This is a genomic window from Streptomyces sp. NPDC088910 (assembly GCF_044749865.1).
Taxonomy (GTDB): Bacteria; Actinomycetota; Actinomycetes; order Streptomycetales; family Streptomycetaceae; genus Actinacidiphila.
This window is the reverse complement of sequence record NZ_JBIVIV010000004.1, coordinates 145,308-164,928: the sequence shown is the minus strand read 5'-3', so window position 1 is coordinate 164,928 and position 19,621 is coordinate 145,308. Positions and strand designations below refer to the sequence as shown.

At 74.4% G+C, this 19,621-nt stretch carries 20 protein-coding genes; 7 read left to right on the top strand and 13 right to left on the bottom strand.

Annotated features, from left to right (window positions below):
- The first annotated feature begins 225 nt into the window (after nucleotides 1-225).
- Nucleotides 226-579, top strand: a complete 354-nt coding sequence (locus tag ACIP4Z_RS11800; protein ID WP_188281368.1) for a DUF1844 domain-containing protein — start codon at nucleotides 226-228, stop codon at nucleotides 577-579.
- Between the two features lie 64 nt (nucleotides 580-643).
- On the opposite strand, the gene ACIP4Z_RS11795 is transcribed toward ACIP4Z_RS11800, so the two are convergent.
- From ACIP4Z_RS11795 to ACIP4Z_RS11780, 4 genes are all read right to left on the bottom strand, one after another.
- A complete protein-coding gene (locus tag ACIP4Z_RS11795; protein WP_355332870.1) occupies nucleotides 644-1,402 on the bottom strand; it encodes an MIP family channel protein in 759 nt (252 codons plus the stop codon).
- Nucleotides 1,403-1,625: 223 nt separating this feature from the next.
- Nucleotides 1,626-2,360, bottom strand: coding sequence for an SseB family protein (locus tag ACIP4Z_RS11790; RefSeq protein ID WP_355332873.1), 735 nt, complete (start codon nucleotides 2,358-2,360; stop codon nucleotides 1,626-1,628).
- Nucleotides 2,361-2,369: 9 nt separating this feature from the next.
- On the bottom strand, nucleotides 2,370-3,605 hold the full coding sequence (mycP, locus tag ACIP4Z_RS11785; RefSeq protein WP_355332876.1) for a type VII secretion-associated serine protease mycosin: 1,236 nt from the start codon (nucleotides 3,603-3,605) through the stop codon (nucleotides 2,370-2,372).
- Nucleotides 3,602-4,702, bottom strand: coding sequence for a hypothetical protein (locus tag ACIP4Z_RS11780; protein WP_401306841.1), 1,101 nt, complete (start codon nucleotides 4,700-4,702; stop codon nucleotides 3,602-3,604). Before ACIP4Z_RS11780 ends, mycP begins: the two co-directional genes overlap by 4 nt.
- Before the next feature lie 165 nt (nucleotides 4,703-4,867).
- Here ACIP4Z_RS11780 and ACIP4Z_RS11775 point away from each other — a divergent pair, with 165 nt between their 5' ends.
- Nucleotides 4,868-6,070, top strand: coding sequence for an amino acid deaminase/aldolase (locus ACIP4Z_RS11775; RefSeq protein ID WP_355332882.1), 1,203 nt, complete (start codon nucleotides 4,868-4,870; stop codon nucleotides 6,068-6,070).
- A gap of 78 nt (nucleotides 6,071-6,148) precedes the next feature.
- On the opposite strand, the gene ACIP4Z_RS11770 is transcribed toward ACIP4Z_RS11775, so the two are convergent.
- Together ACIP4Z_RS11770 and ACIP4Z_RS11765 are read right to left on the bottom strand one after the other, a co-directional pair.
- On the bottom strand, nucleotides 6,149-7,141 hold the full coding sequence (locus ACIP4Z_RS11770; protein WP_355332884.1) for a DUF2510 domain-containing protein: 993 nt from the start codon (nucleotides 7,139-7,141) through the stop codon (nucleotides 6,149-6,151).
- A 148-nt stretch (nucleotides 7,142-7,289) separates the two neighbouring features.
- Nucleotides 7,290-8,249, bottom strand: a complete 960-nt coding sequence (locus tag ACIP4Z_RS11765) for a LysR substrate-binding domain-containing protein (RefSeq protein WP_391046321.1) — start codon at nucleotides 8,247-8,249, stop codon at nucleotides 7,290-7,292.
- 70 nt (nucleotides 8,250-8,319) lie between these two features.
- Here ACIP4Z_RS11765 and ACIP4Z_RS11760 point away from each other — a divergent pair, with 70 nt between their 5' ends.
- Complete coding sequence (locus tag ACIP4Z_RS11760) at nucleotides 8,320-9,441, top strand: TDT family transporter (protein ID WP_391046319.1); 1,122 nt, start codon at nucleotides 8,320-8,322, stop codon at nucleotides 9,439-9,441.
- Between the two features lie 15 nt (nucleotides 9,442-9,456).
- Here the strand turns inward: ACIP4Z_RS11760 and ACIP4Z_RS11755 are convergent, their stop codons facing one another.
- On the bottom strand, nucleotides 9,457-10,206 hold the full coding sequence (locus ACIP4Z_RS11755) for a helical backbone metal receptor (protein ID WP_401306835.1): 750 nt from the start codon (nucleotides 10,204-10,206) through the stop codon (nucleotides 9,457-9,459).
- 48 nt (nucleotides 10,207-10,254) lie between these two features.
- On the opposite strand from ACIP4Z_RS11755, the gene ACIP4Z_RS11750 reads away from it, so the two are divergent.
- Nucleotides 10,255-11,193 carry a 5'-3' exonuclease gene (locus ACIP4Z_RS11750; protein ID WP_355332893.1) on the top strand — a complete coding sequence of 313 codons (939 nt, stop codon included), beginning with the start codon at nucleotides 10,255-10,257 and terminating at the stop codon, nucleotides 11,191-11,193.
- A gap of 76 nt (nucleotides 11,194-11,269) precedes the next feature.
- Here ACIP4Z_RS11750 and ACIP4Z_RS11745 read toward each other — a convergent pair whose 3' ends face one another.
- Genes ACIP4Z_RS11745 through ACIP4Z_RS11720 form a run of 6 tightly spaced genes read right to left on the bottom strand, consistent with a single transcriptional unit; the run spans nucleotide 11,270 to nucleotide 16,840 of the window.
- Entirely contained in the window at nucleotides 11,270-12,505 is a 1,236-nt protein-coding gene (locus ACIP4Z_RS11745) for a cytochrome P450 (protein ID WP_401306832.1), read from the bottom strand.
- A complete protein-coding gene (locus tag ACIP4Z_RS11740) occupies nucleotides 12,502-13,803 on the bottom strand; it encodes a cytochrome P450 (RefSeq protein WP_401306829.1) in 1,302 nt (433 codons plus the stop codon). Before ACIP4Z_RS11740 ends, ACIP4Z_RS11745 begins: the two co-directional genes overlap by 4 nt.
- Nucleotides 13,803-14,429 (bottom strand): GTP-binding protein, encoded by a 627-nt coding sequence (locus ACIP4Z_RS11735; protein WP_401306826.1) that lies wholly within the window; start codon nucleotides 14,427-14,429, stop codon nucleotides 13,803-13,805. The genes ACIP4Z_RS11740 and ACIP4Z_RS11735 overlap by 1 nt, the downstream gene beginning before the upstream one ends.
- Nucleotides 14,404-14,769 (bottom strand): DUF742 domain-containing protein, encoded by a 366-nt coding sequence (locus ACIP4Z_RS11730; RefSeq protein WP_355332902.1) that lies wholly within the window; start codon nucleotides 14,767-14,769, stop codon nucleotides 14,404-14,406. The genes ACIP4Z_RS11735 and ACIP4Z_RS11730 overlap by 26 nt, the downstream gene beginning before the upstream one ends.
- On the bottom strand, nucleotides 14,766-15,188 hold the full coding sequence (locus ACIP4Z_RS11725; RefSeq protein ID WP_355332904.1) for a roadblock/LC7 domain-containing protein: 423 nt from the start codon (nucleotides 15,186-15,188) through the stop codon (nucleotides 14,766-14,768). Before ACIP4Z_RS11725 ends, ACIP4Z_RS11730 begins: the two co-directional genes overlap by 4 nt.
- A complete protein-coding gene (locus ACIP4Z_RS11720) occupies nucleotides 15,185-16,840 on the bottom strand; it encodes an ATP-binding protein (RefSeq protein ID WP_401306821.1) in 1,656 nt (551 codons plus the stop codon). Before ACIP4Z_RS11720 ends, ACIP4Z_RS11725 begins: the two co-directional genes overlap by 4 nt.
- Before the next feature lie 429 nt (nucleotides 16,841-17,269).
- On the opposite strand from ACIP4Z_RS11720, the gene ACIP4Z_RS11715 reads away from it, so the two are divergent.
- The 3 genes from ACIP4Z_RS11715 (at nucleotide 17,270) to ACIP4Z_RS11705 (ending at nucleotide 19,580) form a co-directional block, all read left to right on the top strand.
- Nucleotides 17,270-18,055, top strand: a complete 786-nt coding sequence (locus ACIP4Z_RS11715; RefSeq protein WP_355332910.1) for a polysaccharide deacetylase family protein — start codon at nucleotides 17,270-17,272, stop codon at nucleotides 18,053-18,055.
- A gap of 167 nt (nucleotides 18,056-18,222) precedes the next feature.
- A complete protein-coding gene (locus ACIP4Z_RS11710) occupies nucleotides 18,223-18,924 on the top strand; it encodes a FadR/GntR family transcriptional regulator (protein WP_401306817.1) in 702 nt (233 codons plus the stop codon).
- The gene (locus ACIP4Z_RS11705) at nucleotides 18,921-19,580 is read left to right on the top strand and encodes an alpha-ketoglutarate-dependent dioxygenase AlkB family protein (RefSeq protein WP_401306814.1); all 660 of its coding nucleotides are present in this window, start codon (nucleotides 18,921-18,923) and stop codon (nucleotides 19,578-19,580) included. Before ACIP4Z_RS11710 ends, ACIP4Z_RS11705 begins: the two co-directional genes overlap by 4 nt.
- Nucleotides 19,581-19,621: the final 41 nt, after the last annotated feature.

The window sequence follows — 19,621 nt, the reverse complement described above, 5'->3', positions numbered from 1 at the left end:
GCACCGCCGCGTTATTCCGCGGGGCGCATCGGACGGTGCCCGGTGGTGTCATGCTGACCGGAAACCGTCTGACCGGGGACCCGTCGGCCGAAAGGCCAACCAGGTGGGAGATCGGAGCCTCCACTTGATGGCCGGGACACACGGGTGCCCGGCCGGTCGTTCTCCCACCATACCAAAGGCTGACCGAAGCCCGTAATCCGCCGGACGGGGCATATCGTGTGCGGCATGAGCGACGAACAACAGACCCCGGACTTCGACAGCCTCACCCGCGACATCGCGGATGTGCCCGCCGTCGAGGTGATCACCACGGTCGCGGTGCACCTGATGAGCGCCGCCGCGGTGAATCTGGGGCTGGCCGAGGAGGGCCCGCAGCACAAGGACCTGGACGAGGCCCGCAAGCTCATCCAGGCGCTGGCCGGTCTGGTGACGGCGAGCGCCACCGAGATCAGCTCCTTCCACGCGGCCCCGCTGCGCGACGGGCTCAAGTCGCTCCAGCTCGCCTTCCGCGAGGCGTCGCTGGTGCCGGACGAGCCGGGTCAGGGGCCCGGCGAGAAGTACACCGGGCCCGTCTACGTCTGACCTCTGCCGCCGAGGGGGTCCGGGACCGGCGCGGCCGGTGCCGGGCGGCGCGGCCCGCGGGACCTCATGACGCCTCGGTCGCGCCGTCCCCCTTGTCGGCCAGCGCCTCGTCGACGGCGGCGGCCCGCGCGGCCTTGGCGGCGACCAGCGCCGGGTGGGTGACCTGGTGGACCAGGGCGGCGAGGGCGCCGCCGATCAGCGGGGCCACGATGAACAGCCAGAGCTGCGAGAGCGCCGGGCTGCCCGCGAAGAGCGCGGGGCCCAGGCTCCGCGCCGGGTTCACCGACGTGCCGGTCAGCGGGATGCCGACCAGGTGGATGACGGCGAGCGCCATACCGATGGGCAGACCGTCGAAGCCGACCACCGCGACCCGGTGGGTCACCGCGAGCACCACGAAGACCAGCAGGAAGGTCAGCACCACCTCGGCGATGAAGGCACCCGCGGTGTTGATGCCGACCGCGGACCGGTAGCCGTAGCCGTTGGTGCCGAAGGCGCCGTGCGTCTTGAGACCCGGCACCTGCTTGGCGACCAGCAGGAGCAGCGCGGCGCCCGCGATGGCGCCGAGGAACTGCGCGATCCAGTACTCGACGGCGGTGCGCACCGTGATCCGCCGGGCGACCAGCATGCCCAGCGTGACGGCCGGGTTGACGTGGCAGCCGGATATGGGGCCGAAGGTGTAGGCCAGCGCGAGCAGGACGAAGCCGAAGGCCAGCGCGATACCGAGGGTGCCGATGTACTCGCCGGACAGCACGGCGGCCCCCACGGCGAAGAAGACCAGCAGGAGCGTGCCGAGGAATTCACAGGTCACTGTTCGCTTGTCCATCGGACCTCCTTGTGACGAGCACAGCCTGCTCACGCCATTCTCGGCCTTGCTGATGAAATCCACATCTCGGGTCATTTAGGGCAAATGAACCGGTCCGGACGGCGTTCTGGAGCGGCGCCGACCACCCGTAGGCTTTCGGCTCGACGCACGAGGTTCAGCGCGCGGGTCTCAGCTCATGGGTCTCAGCTCATGGGTCTCAGCGCCGAGGCTCAGCTCATGGGTCTCAGCGCGCGAACAGCGGCTCGCCCGGCAGTACGGCGCCCGGCGGCAGCAGCGCCAGGTCGAGGCCGCGCACCAGGCCAGCCCGCAGCACCTCGTCGGCGGCCAGCGCGGCGGCGATCCTGCGCCCGGTCTCCTGGACGTCGGCGTCCGGCGCCAGCACCAGGCCGAGCGTGCCGTCGCCGTCGGTCCCCGGCGTCAGGTGCGCCCTTACGACACCGGGCTCGGCGGCCACCGCGGCCCGCAGCGCCTCCCGTACGGCGGGGTCGGCGGTCGGGTCCGCGCGGCCGGGCCCGAGGGCGGCGGCGCGCAGGGCGGGTCCGGTCAGTTCGTACGTGACCGGCCCCGCGAGGTCGATCAGCAGCGTGTCGGCCCCCTCGTGCGCGAGCGCCTGGAGGGCCTGCGCCAGCGGTACGGCGACCGGCCGCGCCTCCGGCCGCCAGCGGGCCAGCGCCGCCACGGAGGTGAAGGCGGGCAGCGCCCGCCGCCCGTCCGGCGCCTGGATCGTCGGCACCGCCATGTCGCTGCTCTTCTCGCGGCGCAGCCCGTCCTCGCCGGTCTCGGCCTCGCCGAGCACCGCGACCACCGGCACCAGCAGCCGGGCCCCGTGCAGCGCGGCGACCACGGCCGCCTCCGTCCCGGGGTCCCGCGCGTAGCCGGTCAACGCGTCGGCCAGTGCCGCGTCGGCCGAGCCGTCGTCGTCGGAGAAACCGGGGTCGGGGATGTTCTTCAGCGCCACCCCGGAACCCTATCCGCCGTCCGCCGACAGACCGTGGGCGGGCCGTCCCGCGCGGCGGGGGCGGAACCACAGCAGCGCGGCGACCACGACCAGGGCGGCTCCGGCCACGGCGAAGACGGTCGCGACACCGTCGCCGAGGAAGCGGGCGGGCTCGGGCGCGCGGACCGGCGGCGCGGGGCCGGGGCTGAAGTACGTCCGCGGATAGCCGACTGCGGCCGGTACGGGGGGCGCGGGCCTCAGCTTCGCGGCGGCCTTCAGCGCGGCGGCCGGGTCGATCAGACCGGTGCCCATCTCGTCGCTGCGCCCGTCCTTGGGCCGGTCCCGCGTCGTGTCCTCCAGCACCCGCTTGACCTGGGCCGGGCTCAGCCTCGGGTCGGCGGACCTGATGAGGGCGGCGGCGCCGGAGACGTACGCGGAGGCGGCGCTGGTGCCCCAGCCCTCGTAATAGGTGCGGTCCGGGTCGGCGATCACGACGTCGACGCCGGGCGCGGAGACGGACGCGTACCAGCGGCGGGTGGAGAAGGCGGCGTGCTGCCCGTTCCTGTCGACGGCCGCGACCGCGATCACTCCGGGGTACGCGGCCGGGTAGGAGGAACGGTCGGCCTCCTCGCCGCCGTTGCCCGCGGACGCGACGACCACGACGCCCTTGCCGAGCGCGTACCGGATCGCCTCGTCCTCGGCGGCGACGGGCGCGGCGGTGGCGCTGTCGTCGCCGAGCGAGAGATTGATGACGTCGGCGCCGTGGTCGACCGCCCACCGGATGCCGTCGGGCAGCGCGTTGCCCTTGCTCGTACGCGCCTTGGACCGCTGCGGGTCCTTGTCCTCCAGGATCACCCGCACCGGCAGGATCTTCGCCTTGGGCGCGATGCCCATGACGCCCGAGTCGTGGCCGGGACCGTGGCCGTGCCCCGCGATGATCGCGGCCATCCCCGTGCCGTGCCGGGCCCAGGAGCGGTCGCCGCGCCCGGCGCCGAAGCCGACCATGTCCTTGCCCGTCAGCACCTGCCCGGTCAGGTCGGGGTGCGTCGCGTCCACCCCGGTGTCGAGCACCGCGACCGTGACGCCCGCGCCCTGGCTCGTACGCCACGCGCTCTCGGCGTGCAGGGCGCTCAGCGCCCAGTCGGCGTTGCGCACGGCGTCGGCGGCGGCGGGCTGGGCGGCCAGGGCGAGGGCCGCGGCGCCCGCGGCGAGCGAGGTCAGGGCGCCGAGCAGGCGGCGGGCCGGGGGGCGGGAGGGGCGGCTCATCGGGACTTCTCCGTGCCGGTGGCGCCGGGACCGCCGGGGCCGCTGGACGGCCTGAGCAACGCGGTCACCGCGCTGTGCAGGCGGTCGTCGACGGCCGAGGCCAGGCCGGTCGCGTCGTAGCCGAGGCCGGCCTGGGCGGCCACGCTGGTGGCGCCGGACTTGGTGGCCTTGTCGGCGGACTGCGGGGTGAGGGTGCGCCCGTCGGCGAAGCCGGTGACCGCGTACACGACGAAGGGCAGGTCGGCGGAGACCTGCACGTCCCAGCTGCCGCGCTGCTTCACGCCGAAGGAGTCGGCGGCCGTGCCGGGGAAGGCCACCGGACGCGGGATCAGGTCCGCGCGGTCGCCGAGGTGCTGCGAGGCCCAGCGTCCGCTGAACCCGCGCATGGTGGCCGACTCGGCGGTGGTGACCAGCAGGCCCACCGTGGTGACCGAGGTCGACGTGCTGTCCACGTAGGTCGCGCGCAGCAGGCGCGCGCAGCCGACCGGGGCGAGTACCTGCTGGAGCAGCGGGTCGAAGGCGGCGGCGCAGCCGCCGGGCGCGGCGACGCCGATCCTGGTCCACGCGCGGTCGGCCCCGCCGGGACCCGCGCCGTTGGCGGACACCGTGCGCGGGAACAGCTCGTCGACCGGCGTGCTGCGCCACACCTCCCGTACGGCGGCGAACGCTTTGACGCTCCCGTCCACCAACGGCGGCTCCGCCCGCGGCTTGTGGTTGATCGCGCTCCCGGCGACCGCCCCGCCGATCAGCCCGAGCCCGAGCACCAGGCAGAGCGCCGCCCAGATCCGGGCCGAAGCCCCGCGGGCGGCGGGGGCGACGGCCTGCGCGGGCCCATGGTCGTATCCGGCGGGCGCGTGTCCGCCGGGACCGTACGCCGTGAACCGCGGCGCGGCGGCGGGCGGTGGGGTGTACGGCGGTGCGGGGGGCCGCGCCGGAGGCGGGGGGACGGCCGGGGGCGGTCCGGCCGCGGGCGGCGGAGGTCCCTCGGGGTGCGGGGGGACCGTCGGCGGAGTCTGCGGGCTCTGTTCCCGGCGAGGTTGGAGCGGGGGGAACGACGGGGACGTGGAGCCTCCTCCGTTGTCCACTCCAGTGCTCACCGGCGCCCCCTCGTGACATGTCCTCACGGCTTGCGCGTCACTCTACGGGTTCGACCGGACGTCGTGGTCCAGCAGGCCGTCCGGCAGCCGTCCGCGTGACACGGCGGCGGACGTGCCCCGTACGCCCCTACCGCCCGGTAGCCCCTGTCTGGCAAGCTTCATGACATGTCAGAACGCGCTGCCGACCGCACCCGGTACGACCGGGCCACCGCCCATCTCGACGCCCCCGTGGCGATCGTCGACCTGGAGGCGTTCGACGCCAACGCCGACGACCTGGTGCGCCGCGCGGGCGGCAAACCGATCCGGGTGGCGTCCAAGTCGGTGCGGTGCAGGGCGTTGCTGGAGCGGGCGCTGGCCCGCGACGGCTTCGCGGGCATCATGTCGTTCACCCTGGCCGAGTCGCTGTGGCTGGCGCGCGCGGGCTTCACCGACATCCTGCTGGCGTATCCGTCGGCGGACCGGGACGGCTTCGCGGAGTTGGCCGCCGATCCCAAGCTGGCCGCCGCCGTCACGGTGATGGTGGACGACGTCTCGCACCTCGACCTGATCGACGCGGCCCGCGGCGGCGGCGACGAGACCGTCCGGGTCTGTCTCGAAATGGACACCAGCCTGCGGAAGTTGGGCGGTCGGCTGCGGATCGGCGCGCTGCGCTCGCCGCTGCACGACCCGGAGCGGATGGCGGCGCTGGCCCGTACCGTCACCGCGCGGCCCGGCTTCCGGCTGGCCGGGATCATGGCGTACGAGGGGCATGTCGCGGGGGTCGGCGACGCGGTCGCGGGCCGTCCGTTGCGGTCGCGGGCCATACGGCTGATGCAGTCGGCGGCCCGCAAGGAGCTGGCGGCGCGGCGCGCGGAGGCGGTCCGCGCGGTGCGGGCGGTCGCGCCGGAGCTGGAATTCGTCAACGGCGGCGGCACCGGCAGCGTGCAGACCACCGCGGCCGAGGACGCGGTGACCGAGATCGCGGCGGGTTCCGGGCTCTATGTGCCGCGGCTGTTCGACAACTACACGTCCTTCCGGGGCCGTCCGGCCGCGCTCTTCGCGCAGCCGGTGGTGCGCAGGCCCGGTGTCGGCGTGGTGACCGTGCTCGGCGGCGGCTACCCGGCCTCCGGCGCGGCCGGGCCCGACCGGCTGCCGGTGCCGTATCTGCCGGAGGGGCTGCGCTACGACCCGCAGGAGGGTCCCGGCGAGGTGCAGACCCCGCTGCTGGGGTCGCCCGCGGACGACCTGCTGATCGGCGACAAGGTCTGGTTCCGGCACGCGAAGGCCGGTGAACTGTGCGAGCGCTTCGCCGAGTTGCACCTGGTCGAGGGCGACCGGGTGACGGCGACGGTGCCGACGTACCGCGGTGAGGGCAAGACGTTCTTGTAGCCGCTGAAGGCGGCAGGGGGCGGCACCCGGGGTCCGGGCGCCGCCCCCTGTCGCGTACGGCCTCGCGCGGGACGCGGGTCAGACGCCGGTGCCGCCCGTGCCGCCGGTGCCGCCGCTGCTGTCGGCCTTGATGCCCTGGGTGATCTGGTCCATGACGGCCAGGCTCGGGGCTTTGGAGCCGATGTCGAAGCCGAAGCGGACGACCGCGATGTTCTTCGGGTCGCGGGGCGAGGGGAAGGCGAGGGACTCCACGTACCCGCTGGTGCCGGACTTCGTGACGATCTTCCAGCGGACGAAGTACCCCTTCTGCCCGGCGACCGTGACCGGCTGCGACGCGATCTGCTGGTGCGAGGTCGTGGCGCCGTAGATGTCGGTGCTGTACGCGTCGGCCGCGTTCTGCGCGATGTCCGCCTTGGCGGCGGCCTCCGCTCCGGTCGCGGTGAGCTTGAGCGCCTCGGCGGGCTGGGCGAAGACGCCGCCGCGCACGCAGTCCTTGGTGGCGTCGCCGGGGCACGGGTAGCCGCCGGTGACCACGCTGGCGCCGATGCCGTTGGCGCCCGAGGTGCCGGTCCAGCCGTTGAGCACGGGGAGCCTGATGCCGTCGTAGCCGTCCACGGCCTTGCCGTCGCTGCCGCCGTCGGGACCCTGCGAGCCGTCCGGGGAGTCGGGGTCGGGCGACCCGCCGCCCGGCGACCGCGGTGTCCGGGACTCGCCTCGGTGCGGCGCCGAGGCGCTGGGCGTCGGCGAGGCGTTCTTGTCGCTCTTGTCGTCCTTGCCCAGGACCAGGATTCCGGCGACCACGCCACCGATCAGGACGAGCGCGGCCACGATCGCGATGACCACCGCACCGGTACGGCGACCGCCGCCGCCGGGGCCGCCGGCCACGACGTCGCCCGGATAGCCCGGCGTGCCGGGGTAGCCCGCGTAGGGCTGCTGGACCGCGTCCACCGGGACGGGCGCGGTCCTGGTGTACTCCGTCCACGTACTCCCGTCCCACCAGCGTTCCATGGCCGGGCCGTTGCCTGTGTGCCCGGGTTCTGGATACCAGCCGGGCGGGGTCGTCGTCGTCACGGCCGTCACCCTATGGCCCCTGCATGAGAATCCCGTAAGGGCGTCGGTCACAGCCCGGTTACACCCGTTCTGTCACCGCGATTTCCGGCCGCCCGGCCGCCCGGCCGCCCGTCCCCGTGCTGCCCGTCCCTCTCGCCCCTCGGCGCTCCTACCGCTTGCCGCTCTTGCCGCTCTTGCCTCGGGTCAGCGTCAGCAGGTCGCGCGCCGGGCCCGCCGGGCGGTGGCCCGCCGTCCACACCGCGCGCAGCGACCGGCCGAGGTCAAGACCGGCGACGGGGACGCGGACGAGGCGGCGGGCGGCCAGCTCCTCCACGACGGCGAGTTCGCTGAGCACCGCGGGCCCCGCGCCGCTGACGGTGGCGGCCTTCACGGCGGTGGTCGAGGCGAGTTCGAGCAGCGGTACGGCCGGGCCGCCGTGTCCCGCCAGGCCCGCGTCGAGCACTTGCCGGGTGCCGGAGCCCTCCTCGCGCAGGACGAGCGGGGTCGCGGCGAGTTCGGCCGCGGTCAGCGCCTTGCGGCGGCGGGCCCAGGGGTGGGCGGGCGCGACCACGACCAGCAGCAGGTCGTGCGCGATCACGACGGCGTCCAGACCCGCGGGGACGTCCACGCCCTCGACGAAGCCGAGGTCGGCGGTGCCCGCGAGCACCTGCCGGGCGACGGCCGCGGAGTTGCCCGCGGCGAGCGAGACGGCCGTGTCCGGGTGGCTGCCGTGCAGGGCGATCAGCCAGCCGGGCAGCAGGTATTCGGCGACGGTCATGCTGGCCGCGACCCGGAGCCGGGAGTCGCGCCTGCCGCGCAGCGCCCGCGCGCCCGCGTCGAACGCCTCGGCGGCCTCCAGCACCTTGCGCGCCCACTCGCTGACCAGCGCCCCCTCGTCGGTGAGGCGCGAGCCGCCGGGCGAGCGGCGGACCAGCGCCACGCCGAGCTGCCGCTCCAGGCCGCGCAGCCGCCCGCTGGCCGCGGGCTGGCTGATGCCCAGCTCCCGCGCGGCCCGCCCGAGGCTGCCGAGCCGCGCGACGGCCAGCAGCAGCTCCATGGCGGCGAGGTCGGGGACCCGGCGGGCGAGCGGAGTGCCTGGTGGGGGCGGCGCGGTGGACGGCTGAGCCATAAGCCCACGTTATGCCCTCATAGCCTCGCGGGCTCTACCGGGGCGGCCCGCGGGAGGGGAGGGTCGGAGCATGGCCACTGTTCACGCCGCGCAGCCGTTCGCCCAGGTCCGTACCCGTGTCCCCGCGGTACGGCACGTCGGTCCCAACTGGTACGCCACCGTCATGGGGACGGCGATCGTGGCGAACGCCGGGGTGGCGCTGCCGGGCGGGCAGCGCTGGCTGCGGGACGTGTGCACCGGGGTGTGGGCGCTGTCCGCGGTCCTGCTCGTCGCGGTCCTCGCGGCCCGCTGCGCGCACTGGGCCTGGCACACCGACCAGGCGCGGCGCCATCTGCGCGACCCGGCCGTGGCGCCGTTCTACGGCTGTCTGCCGATGGCGCTGCTGGCCGTCGGCGCGGGCACGCTGCTGCTCGGGCCGCCCGTGCTCGGGGAGCGTACGGCGGTCACGGTCGACGCGGCGCTGTGGGCGGTCGGGACGGCGTCGTCGCTGGTGGTCGCGGCGGCCGTGCCGTATCTGATGGTGGCCAGACACCGCATCGGCCTCGACGACGCGTCGCCCGTGTGGCTGCTGCCGGTGGTGGCGCCGATGGTCGCGGCGGCCACCGGGCCCGCGCTGATCCCGCGTCTGCCCGCCGACGCCGTGCAGGCCAGGGAGGCGCTGCTGCTGGGCTGTTACGCGATGTTCGGGCTGAGCCTGCTGGCGACGCTGACGATGCTGCCGCTGGTGTGGTCGCGCCTGGTGCGCCGCGGGCCGCTGCCGCTCGCCCTGACCCCGACGCTCTTCCTGGTGCTCGGTCCGCTCGGGCAGTCCACGACGGCGGTCGGCCAGGGCGCCGACGTGGCCTCCGGCGCCGTCCCCGCCCCGTACGCGACGGCGCTGCGCGGCTTCGCGGTGCTGTACGGCGTCCCGGTGATGGGCTTCGCGCTGCTGTGGCTCGCGGTGGCGGCGGCCCTGGTGGTACGGGCGGCCCGGCGCGGGATGCCGTTCGCGATGACCTGGTGGGCCTTCACCTTCCCGGTCGGCACCTGCGTGACCGGCGCGGCGAGCCTGGCCCGGCACACCGGTCTGCACGCGCTGGGCTGGCTGGCGGTCGGGCTGTACGCGGCGCTGGTCGTGGCCTGGCTGGCGGCGGGCGCGGGCACGCTGCGGGGGACGGTGAGCGGCCGGTTGCTGGCGGCGCCCACGGGGTGACCGGTTTGACCGGTCTCAGTACGTGCGCGCCGCCCTCAGCGCGGCCCCCACGACGGCGGGCGCTCGCACCAACGAGGGCCCGTACCAGGTGAGATGGCGACCGCTGACCAGGGCGGCGGGCAGGCCGGGGAAGGACTCGGGGCCGTCGTCGGCGGTGAAGCGGTACGGCTCGTCGGGGAGGACGACGAGGTCGGCGCCCACGGCCCGCAGCTCCTCGACCGGGACCGCCGGGTAGCGCTCGGCGTGTCCGGCGTAGGCGTTGCGCACGCCGAGCCGGGCCAGCAGGTCACCGGCGAAGGTGTCGCGGCCGAGCACCATCCACGGCCGCCGCCAGATCGGCACGACCGCCGTCGCCGTGACCGCGGGCGCCGCCGGAATCCCCCGCCAGGCCGCCTCCGCCTCGTCCAGCCACCGCGGGCGCGGCACCCCGCAGCCGTCGACCAGCATCCGGTGCAGCTCGCCGAACGCCTGGGGCAGCGTCCGTACGTCGGTGACCAGGACGCGCACTCCCGCGGCCCGCAGCGCGGCCAGGTCGGGGGCGCGGTTCTCCTCCTCGTTGGCGACCACGAGGTCGGGGGCGAGGGCGACGACGGCGGGCACGTCGGGGTTCTTGGTGCCGCCGATCCGCACCACGTCGAGGTCCGCCGGATGGGTGCACCAGTCGGTCGCGCCGACCAGCAGTTCCGGCGCGGTGGCGGCGACCGCCTCGGTCAGCGACGGCACCAGCGAGACCACCCGGCGTACGGCGTAACGGCCCTGATTCACCCGCCCACCGTACGACGGACTGTCCGACCCCCGTGCGATGCTGGCGCCGTGACTGACGACACGCCCGGCGGCAAACTGCTCCTGCTCGACACCGCGAGCCTGTACTTCCGCGCCTATTTCGGGGTGCCCGAATCGGTGAAGGCACCGGACGGCACACCGGTGAACGCGGTGCGCGGGCTGCTGGACTTCATCGCCAGGCTGGTCGCCGACCACTCCCCCACCGCGCTGGTCGCCTGCATGGACGCGGACTGGCGCCCGCAGTGGCGGGTGGACCTGATCCCGTCGTACAAAGCGCACCGCGTGGTCGAGGACACCGAGGGCGTCGAGGAGGTGCCCGACACGCTGTCCCCGCAGGTGCCGGTGATCGAGGCGGTGCTCGACGCGATCGGCGTCACCCGGGTCGGCGTCGCCGGTTACGAGGCGGACGACGTCATCGGCACCCTCGCCACCGCCTCCCGCACGCCGGTGGCGATCGTCACCGGGGACCGCGACCTGTTCCAGCTCGTGGACGACGCGCGGGGCGTGCGCGTGCTCTACCCCCGCAAGGGCGTCGGCGACTGCGACGTCATCGACGAGGCGGCCATCCAGGACCGGTACGGGGTGCGGGCCGGGCAGTACGCGGACTTCGCGGCGCTGCGCGGCGACCCGAGCGACGGGCTGCCCGGCGTGAAGGGCATCGGCGAGAAGACGGCGGCCCAACTCGTCACCGAGTACGGGGACCTGGCCGGTGTGCGGGCCGCCGCGACCGACCCGATGTCCAAGCTGACCCCGGCCAGGCGGCGCAACATCGTGGAGGCCGCCGCCTATCTCGACGTGGCGCCCAAGGTCGTGGCCGTCGCCGCCGACGTACCGCTGCCGGACTTCGATCCGACGCTGCCGGGCGAGGCCGCCGACCCCGAGGTGCTGGAGTCGCTCGCGGAGCGCTGGGGGCTCGGCGGCTCGCTGACCCGGCTGCTGGACACGCTCGCCGCCAAGGGCGCGCGCTGATCCTCCTCACGTGCGGCCTTGACGTGCTGCCCTTACGTGCTGGGGGCCTTCGCGTGCGGCCGTACGGCAAGCGGCGTCAGCCGTGCAGATGGACCGGGATTCGCTGCCAGCCGTAGGCGATGAAGGACGGCACCTGCTTCAACTCGTCCTGCGGGACGGCGAGTCGGAGGTCGGGGAAGCGCTCGAAGAGGGCCGGGAGGGCGGTGCGCGCCTCCATCCGGGCCAGCGGGGCGCCGATGCAGCGGTGCACGCCGATGCCGAAGGCGAGATGGTCGTCGGCGGCCCGCGTCGCGTCGAACTCGGCGGCCGTGGGCCCGTAGTGCGCCGGGTCGTGGCCGGCGGCGGCGTACGTGGTGACGATGGCGTCGCCCGCCGGGATGGTGACCCCGTCCACCGTGATGTCGCTGACCGCGAAGCGCAGCGGCAGCGCCGCGATCGAGGGGTGGACGCGCAGCACCTCGTCGATGACCGCGTCCCAGCCGATCTCCCCCGCCCGTACGGCGGAGAGTTGGCCGGGGTGTGTGAGCAGCGCGACCACCGCGTTGCCGATGAGGTTGACCGTGGTCTCGAACCCGGCGCCGATCACCAGCAGCAGGGTGTAGAGCAACTCCTCGTCGCTGAGCCGGTCGCCGTCCTCGGCGCGCATCCGGATCAGCTCGGTGGTCATGTCGTCGCCGGGGTGCTCGGTCCTGTGGCCGATCAGCGCGGGCAGCACGACACCGATCTGCTCCTGGACGAACCGTCCGTGCTCCGGGGTCGGGTCGGAGGTGTCCATGATGGCGGCGATCAGCGTGCCCGTCGCCTCCGTCAAGTGGTCCGGGACGCCGAAGAGTTCGCAGATCATCCGCATCGGCAGCGGGTGCGCGTACGCGGCGCGCAGGTCGACCGGCCGGCCGTCGGCCGCCGCCAACTCCGGTACGCTCAGCAGCTCCTGAGTGATCGTCTCGACGCGGACCCGCATCGCCTCGGTGCGCCGGGCGGTGAAGCTGGGCGCGACGAGCTTGCGCAGCCGGGCGTGGTCGGAGCCGTACGTGGAGAGCATGTTGACCACGCCGACCCAGCCGAGGACCCAGCCCCAGGCGGGGTGGTCGCCGACCTCGGACCACAGCGCCCAGTGCTGCCGCGGGTCGCGGCTGACCCGCGGGTCGAGGATCAGCGACTTGAGCGTGTCGTAGCCGGTGGGCGCCCAGGCCGGGATGCCGCCCGGCAGTTCGACCGGCACCACCGGGCCCAGCGCCCGTAACTCGGCGCTCTCCAGGGGGATGTCGGTGCCGAACGGGTCGATGGCCACACGGGCGGCGGGCGCGGTCATGCGCGGTCTCCGGTCTGGTCGGGGGTGCGCGGGGTGAAGCGGACGGGCAGCGCCGTCAGCGAGCGGTGGAACGGGCCCGGCCGCCAGGTGAGGCGGTCGCGGTCGGTGGTCGGTTCCAGGTCGGGCAGCCACTGGGTGAGGCGTTCGATGGCCTCGGTGGCGATGAGCAGGGTGTGCTGCTTGACCGGGCAGGAGTGCTCGCCCGCCGACCAGGACAGGTGGGAGGCGTCGCCCGGGTGGTGGGCGCCGCCCGACTCCTGCTCGGCGAAGTGGCCCAGCGCGCCGTAGGAGATGACGACGGGCACGGCCGCCCGCACCCACACGCCGTGGAAGCTCAGCGGCTCGCGCGCGAAGTGGATGCCGTAGTTGGACAGCGGCGTCTCGTACCGCAGGACCTCGACGACGGCGTCCATGACCGGGCGGGAGCCGCTGGTCAGCGTGGTGTAGAAGTCGGGGTTGCCGAGGATGCGCGACAGCGCGTTGGAGACCAGATTCGCGGTCGGCTCGTGGCCCGCGCCGAGGGTGAGGAAGACCTGCCAGGTCACCTCTTCGGCCGTCAGGTCCTCCGGGTGGTCCAGCAGCCAGCTCGTCAGGTCGGGGCCGCGGGTCTCGCTCTTAACGGCGATCAGTCCGAGCACGTACGCCCCGAACTCGGCCTCGCCCTCGGCCGCTTGGACGCCGCCCTCCATCATCTTGCCGAGCGCGACCTCCAGTCGGCCGCTCTCGCTGTCCGGCAGCCCGAAGAGGTTGTTGAAGATCAGCGACATCAGCGGGCGGGCGAAGTCGGCGACGAGGTCGGCGTGGCCGACGGGTCCGAAGCGGCCGATCAGGATGTCCACCGCGCGGTGCACCCGCTCGCGCAGATCGGCGGGTTCCACCAGGTCGACCGCGTCGGCGAAGGCGCGGCGGTAGCGGACGTGCGCGTCGCCGTCGGAGAAAAGGGTGTTGGGCCGCCAGCGCATCATGCCGAGGATCGGCGCGTCCTCGGCGACCGTGGACTCCCACGGGCGCGGGTCGTGCGACCAGGTCTCCGCGTCACGCAGCAGGTCGAGCGCGGCGCGCCGGTCGGTGACGACGTACGCCGGTACGCCCGGCGCGAGTTCGGCCCAGCCGAGCGGGCCCTGCGCCTTGAGCGCCGCGTAGTAGCGGTGCGGGTCGGCAGCGAAGCCGTCCTCCCAGAGCCGGACCGGCGCCGACCGGGCGAAGGTGTCGGCGGGGGTGGCGGGCGCGGAGGAGGACGATGGGGAGGAAGACGGCGCGGCGGGCGCGGGAGAGGGCGCTGCGGGAGGGTGATTCATCAGAGGGCTCCGGGCGTTGGGTCGGCGTCCTTGCGGTCGATCAGGTGCTGCACCAGCGCGAGCAGCGCGTCGATGGAGGAGTTGGTGTCGCGCGCGTCGCACGCCACCATCGGCGTGCCGGGCTCCAGGTCGAGCGCCTGCCGCAACTGGGCCTCGGTGTACGTCCGCGCGTCGGGGAAGGTGTTGAGCGCGACGGCGTACGGCAGGCCGGTCTCCTCCACCAGGCCGAGGACGTCGAAGGAGTCGTTGATCCTGCGGGTGTCGACCAGCACCAGCGCGCCCAGCGCCCCGTACGCGATGTCGGCCCACAGCGAGCGGAACCGTTCCTGCCCCGGGGTGCCGAACAGGTACAGGACGACGCCGCCCGCCATGCTGATCCGGCCGAAGTCGATGGCGACGGTGGTGGTGGTCTTGTCACGGACGCCGTCGAGGTCGTCGACGGCGGCGGACGCCTCGCTGAGGTGTTCCTCGGTGTGCAGCGGGCGGATCTCGGAGACCGAGTCGATCAGCGTGGTCTTGCCCACCCCGAACGGACCCGCCACCAGGATCTTCACCAACTCGCGGGCGCTGTCCGGCAGATGTACGTCGCCTCGGTGGGGGTCAGTGCTTGAGGGCGCGGAGGCCATCGGCCACTCTCTTCAGCAGGTCGGGTTCCGGTAGGTCGGCTACGGGTACGGGCGGACGGACGCTGACCAGCCCCCGGTCGGTCAGCTCCGCGGCGAGTACCCGGACGGCGGAGACGGGCAGCCCCAGCAGGGCCGCCGTCTCCACCACGGTGAGGGATCCGCCGTCCAGCAGCTCCAGCAACGCGTGCTGGGCGGCGGGGAGTTCGGCGGGAATCGCGCCGTCGGCGTCGGTGCTGGTCAGCACCGACAGCCGCTCCAGGCTGTCCCGGCTCGGCCGCGCCACCCCGCCGGTGGACAGATAGGCGGGGACCAGCGGGCGGCCGGTCCGGCGGCCGGTCATTCCGCGGTGCCGCCATCGCCCGCGCGGGGCGCGGCGGTCATGGCCTTCTCGCCGAGCCTGGCCACCTGCGAGTGGACCCGGTGGGCGAGCAGGTCGAGGCGGACCTCGGGACCGCCGAACGCGGCCACGCACGTGCCGTGTTCGGTGGGCGCGACCAGGATGTAGCCGTGGTCGGACTCGATCACCACCTGCCGGATTCGCGCGTCTGTCCGGTCCGCGAAGGCGGCGGCGGCCGTACGGCAGGCGCCCTGGACGGTGCTGGTGATCGCTGCGGTGCGCTCGGCGGTGGCCTGGGACAGCGCCTCCGAGTACCCGGAGACGAGACCGTCCCTGGTGAGCAGGACGGCTGCGGTGACATGCGGGATCTCCAGGATCGGATCCAGCACCCACGCGGTGTCGCCGGTGTCGCGGCTGGTCATCGCGGGTCGTTCCCTTCGGTGTCGACGGCGTTTCTGGCCGCGGCGGTTCCGGCCTGGAGGGCGCCGAGGGCCGCGGCGGCCTCCTCCGGTGTGCGGGCGGGTGCCGCGGGCGCGGCGGCGGTCCCGTTCTCCGCCGCCCTCCCGTGGGCGGCGCGGGCCTTGCGTCGCCGTTGCGGCAGCACCTCCGCGGCGGTGTCGTCGGCGCCCGTACCGCTGTCGGCCCCGGGTCCGGTTTTACGTCCGGGTCCCGTTTCGGGTCCGGCGTCCGGTTCGGGTCCGGTTTCGCGTTCGGGTGCCGTTCCGGGTCCGGCGTCCGTCTCGGCCGCCCGCTGGTGCCCGGCCGCCGTCTCGCGTACGGCCGCGGAGGCGGATACGGCTGCGGGCTCGGTGTCCGCCGGGGACCCGGCGCGGGCGTGGGCCGGGTCGGGCGCGCCGTCGTCCGCGACGGCCGGGCGGGTGGAGCGCGGCGTGCTGGCGGCGGGCGGCTGCTCGACCGGGTCGATATGGCTGAGCAGGTGCTTCCTGACCAGCAGGACGGCCCGGACGCCGCCGTAGGGCGACGGCGAGGAGAGGTCGACGGACAGGTCGAAGCGCCGGGTGAGCTGGCCGATCGCGGCCAGGCCCATGCGCGGCGGGTCGCCGAGGTCGGAGAGCAGGATCGGGTCGGTGCCCGCGACCATCTTCTGCGCGTACGCCCGCTCGTCGGCGGCCATGCCGACGCCGGCGTCGTCCACGGTGACGGAGACACCGTGGTGGACGGCTTCGAGGTTGACCACCACGGCGGTGTCGGGCGCGGAGTGCCGCAGCGCGTTGTCCAAGAGCTCGGCCACGATGATGGCGACGGGCTCGACGGCGTGCGAGACCAGCGCCGTACCGGGTTCGAGGTGGTTGTTGACCCGGACGCGGTGGTAGCCGACGAGCCGGGACTGGCCGCCGGTCACCGCCTCGACCAGGTGCGACTCCTCACGGGCCAGGCCGACCCAAGCCCCGCACACCACGGCCGTCACCTGGGCGCGGCGCAGCGACTGCTCGTTCTCGTGGTCGAGGGCGAACAGCGTCTGGGCCAACTCGGGTTCGTCGTAACGCTGTTGGAGTCCGCGCAGGACGTCCTGGAGGCGGTAGAGCCCGGCCTGGATGTCGCGGGTGGCGCCGCGCATGCCCGCACGGGCGGCTGCGTCGACCCGCTTGCGCTCCCGGGCGGTCGCGGCGAGGACGGCGGTGAGGACGTCCCCCAGGGCGGCTTCGATGTCGGCGGGCGGGGGTCCGGGGGCCGGGCGTTCAGCGGCCGGGGGTCCGGGGTGCGGGGGGTCGGGGTGCGGCGGTCGGCCGTCCGGGGACTCGGCGTCCGCCGTGGCCCGGCCGCCGAGGGTTCCGGGGTGCAGCGGTCCCGGCACCCGGACGTGCGGGTGGGCGGCGCGGGTGGCCTCGGCGGGGATGCGCGCGGCGGCCAGGTGGGCGATCTCGGCGGCGACGGCCGTGGTGACCCGTTCGGTCTCCTGCCGCGCCTCGTCGAGCCGGGACCGCAGCCCGGCGATCTCCGCGCGCTGCCGGGTCCTGTGCCGTAAGGAGCGCAGCAGGCCGCCGCCGAGCACTAAGGCGGACACGGTCCCGGCGGCCAGGCCGGCGACGGCCAGGTCCGGTATCTCGATCATCGAATCGGCCTCGGAGGATCAGGGAACGGCGGGACGGCGGGCCGCCCGGGGGCGGGCCGTGCCCAGTACACACTGGAACCGATCGGTCGCGCGCTGTTTTGCGCGAAGATCCTTTTCGATATGGCACGAGGGCGACCGGTTCTGCCCGAAGTGTCGACACAACGGACATTCATGCACCGGGGCACCCCTGTCCCACCTGCGGCGTGGCCGAAACACCCCGCTATACATGCCGTACATAGCGGGTGTGTAGGGTGAGTCTCCGTCCGCTCAGCAGACACAGAGCGGACATACAGACTTCGCACGGATGTCGCCCGGCGAGCCCGCGCGGCGGGCCGGGCGGAGCCCCGTGCCGAGCAGCCGTACGCAGCCGCGCGGTGCCGTTCCGAGCCACCGCGCGGCGCGCCCACGCACAGACCCGGAGGACCCGCCATGCCAGGAACGCCCTCAGCCATACGACGCCGGTGCGCCGGAGCCGCGGTGGCGGCGGTGGCGCTGGCGACGGCGCTGAGCGGGTGCACCACCTATGACACGCAGTCCCCGCGCAGCGCGCGGAACGCGGCGGCGAAGAAGGCCGGGGCCGACGCGGCGCTGCCCGCCGGAGCCGTCGACTGCCGCAAGGCCAAGTGCATCGCGCTGACCTTCGACGCGGGCCCCAGTGAGCACACCCCCGCGCTGCTGAAGGTCCTCGACGAGAAGAAGGTGCGGGTCACCTTCTTCCTGCTGGGCCACAACCACGTGGACAAGTACCCGGACCTGGTCGCGCAGATGGGGCGGAACGGGAATGTGCTGGGCAACCACACCTGGACCCACCGCAGGCTGACCGATCTCAAACCGGCCGAGATCCGCACCGAGTTGGACCGGCTCAACACGGCGGTCGAGAAGCTGACCGGCAAGCGGCCGACGCTGATGCGCCCGCCGCAGGGCCGTACCAACAAGGAAGTCGCCAAGATCTCCAAGGAGTTGGGCCTGTCGCTGGTGCTGTGGAACGACACGGCGAGCGACTACGCGACCACCGACTCCGCGCTGATCCACAAGCGCATCCTCAAGGACGCGCACCGGGACGGGATCATCCTGCTGCACGACCTCTACAAGGGGACGGTGCCCGCGGTGCCCGGGATCATCGACTCGCTGCGCGCCGAGGGCTATACCTTGGTGACCGTGCCGGAGCTGATGGCCCCCGCGAAGCCGGAGCCGGGGAAGATCTACAAGCCCTGAGGCCCCTCCCGCGCACCGGGCCCGTGCACCCGGCCCGCGCATCGAGCCCGTGCATCGAGCCCCGCTTTCGGCCGCCGTCCCGCTCGGGTCGCCGTCCCGGTGGCCCCGAGTAAACTGATCTTGGGACGACTCCTCAGAGAACCTGAGACCTGCGAGGTGAGACGCCGATGACCGTCGGATCACTGCGCCCCAGTCCGCTCGTCGAGCAGGCCGCGCAGCGCCTGCGGGACCAGATCGCCGAGGGACGCTGGCCGGTGGGAGCCAGGCTGCCGGGCGAGACGGCTCTCGCCGCTTCGCTCGGTGTCGGCCGGTCCACGGTCCGCGAGGCGGTACGCGCCCTGGCCGGTGCCGGGCAGCTGCGGACCCGGCAGGGCGCCGGGGTGTTCGTCATCGCCACCGAACCGGTCGAGGAGTGGTCGGCCAAGCTCGGCAGGGCGGCGGCGACGGACGTCCACGAGGTGCGCGCGCTGCTGGAGACGCGGGCCGTACGGCTGGCGGCGCGGCGCCGTACCGGCGAGGACGCGGCGGCGCTCGACGCAGCGCTGGCCTCGGCGCTCACGGCCACCGCACGCGCCGCCCGGCCGGAGGCCGCCGCCGATCCGGCGGCCCGCGTGGACGCCGACCTCGCGCTGCACGCGGCGCTGGTGGCCGCGGCCGGCAATCCCGTACTCACCGATCTGTTCGCCGAGTTCGCGCCCGCGCTGCGCGAGTCCCTGTTGGCCCTGGGGACCGCGGGTCCTGGCGGTCACGAAGCGCTGGTCGCGGCGGTGCTCGACGGCGACGCGGACGCGGCCGAGCGCCTGGTCGCGGCCGAACTCGACGTCATCGCCCGCCTGTTGCGCGAGGCGCGGGCCAGGAGCGCGGCGTGAACGCGCTCATCCCCCGGCCGCGCTCGCGGCCCGCGCCCGGCGCCGTCCACGTGCCCGGCTGGCTCTCCCCCGAAGAACAGGCCGAGTTGGTGGCGGCGTGCCGCGCGTGGGCGCGCGGCCCGGTGCCGATGCGGCGCACCCGGCTGCCGCGCGGCGGCGTCATGTCGGTGCACACGATGTGTCTGGGCTGGCACTGGAGCCCGTACGCGTACTCGCGGATCGCGCACGACGTGAACGGCGCCCGGGTCGCCGCGTTCCCCGAGCGGCTCGGCGAGTTGGGCCGCCGCGCGGTGGCGGACGCGTACGAGGACGGGGCCGCGGGGGCGGCGTACGCGCCGGACACGGTGCTGGTGAACTTCTACGGCGAGGGCGCCACGATGGGCATGCATCAGGACAAGGACGAGAAGTCCGGTGCACCGGTGGTGTCGTTGAGCATCGGCGACACCTGCGTCTTCCGCTTCGGCAACACCGAGACGCGCGGAAAGCCGTACACCGACGTGGAGTTGGCCTCCGGTGACCTCTTCGTCTTCGGCGGGCCGTCCCGCTACGCCTTCCACGGGGTGCCCAAAGTCCTTCCGCACACCGGCGATCCGGCCGTCGGGCTGAGCGGCGGACGCCTCAATCTGACGCTGCGCGTCACCGGCCTCACCGACTGACGCCCCTCGCACGGCGGCGCCCCCGCCGCCGGTGGGAACCG

Excerpts from the sequence above, each read along its gene's own strand:
- ACIP4Z_RS11800 (WP_188281368.1), top strand. The coding sequence starts at position 226 with ATGAGCGACGAACAACAGACCCCGGACTTCGACAGCCTCACCCGCGAC.
- ACIP4Z_RS11795 (WP_355332870.1), bottom strand. The coding sequence starts at position 1,402 with ATGGACAAGCGAACAGTGACCTGTGAATTCCTCGGCACGCTCCTGCTG.
- mycP (WP_355332876.1), bottom strand. The coding sequence starts at position 3,605 with ATGAGCCGCCCCTCCCGCCCCCCGGCCCGCCGCCTGCTCGGCGCCCTG.
- ACIP4Z_RS11775 (WP_355332882.1), top strand. The coding sequence starts at position 4,868 with ATGTCAGAACGCGCTGCCGACCGCACCCGGTACGACCGGGCCACCGCC.
- ACIP4Z_RS11765 (WP_391046321.1), bottom strand. The coding sequence starts at position 8,249 with ATGGCTCAGCCGTCCACCGCGCCGCCCCCACCAGGCACTCCGCTCGCC.
- ACIP4Z_RS11760 (WP_391046319.1), top strand. The coding sequence starts at position 8,320 with ATGGCCACTGTTCACGCCGCGCAGCCGTTCGCCCAGGTCCGTACCCGT.
- ACIP4Z_RS11745 (WP_401306832.1), bottom strand. The coding sequence starts at position 12,505 with ATGACCGCGCCCGCCGCCCGTGTGGCCATCGACCCGTTCGGCACCGAC.
- ACIP4Z_RS11740 (WP_401306829.1), bottom strand. The coding sequence starts at position 13,803 with ATGAATCACCCTCCCGCAGCGCCCTCTCCCGCGCCCGCCGCGCCGTCT.
- ACIP4Z_RS11735 (WP_401306826.1), bottom strand. The coding sequence starts at position 14,429 with ATGGCCTCCGCGCCCTCAAGCACTGACCCCCACCGAGGCGACGTACAT.
- ACIP4Z_RS11730 (WP_355332902.1), bottom strand. The coding sequence starts at position 14,769 with ATGACCGGCCGCCGGACCGGCCGCCCGCTGGTCCCCGCCTATCTGTCC.
- ACIP4Z_RS11725 (WP_355332904.1), bottom strand. The coding sequence starts at position 15,188 with ATGACCAGCCGCGACACCGGCGACACCGCGTGGGTGCTGGATCCGATC.
- ACIP4Z_RS11720 (WP_401306821.1), bottom strand. The coding sequence starts at position 16,840 with ATGATCGAGATACCGGACCTGGCCGTCGCCGGCCTGGCCGCCGGGACC.
- ACIP4Z_RS11715 (WP_355332910.1), top strand. The coding sequence starts at position 17,270 with ATGCCAGGAACGCCCTCAGCCATACGACGCCGGTGCGCCGGAGCCGCG.
- ACIP4Z_RS11710 (WP_401306817.1), top strand. The coding sequence starts at position 18,223 with ATGACCGTCGGATCACTGCGCCCCAGTCCGCTCGTCGAGCAGGCCGCG.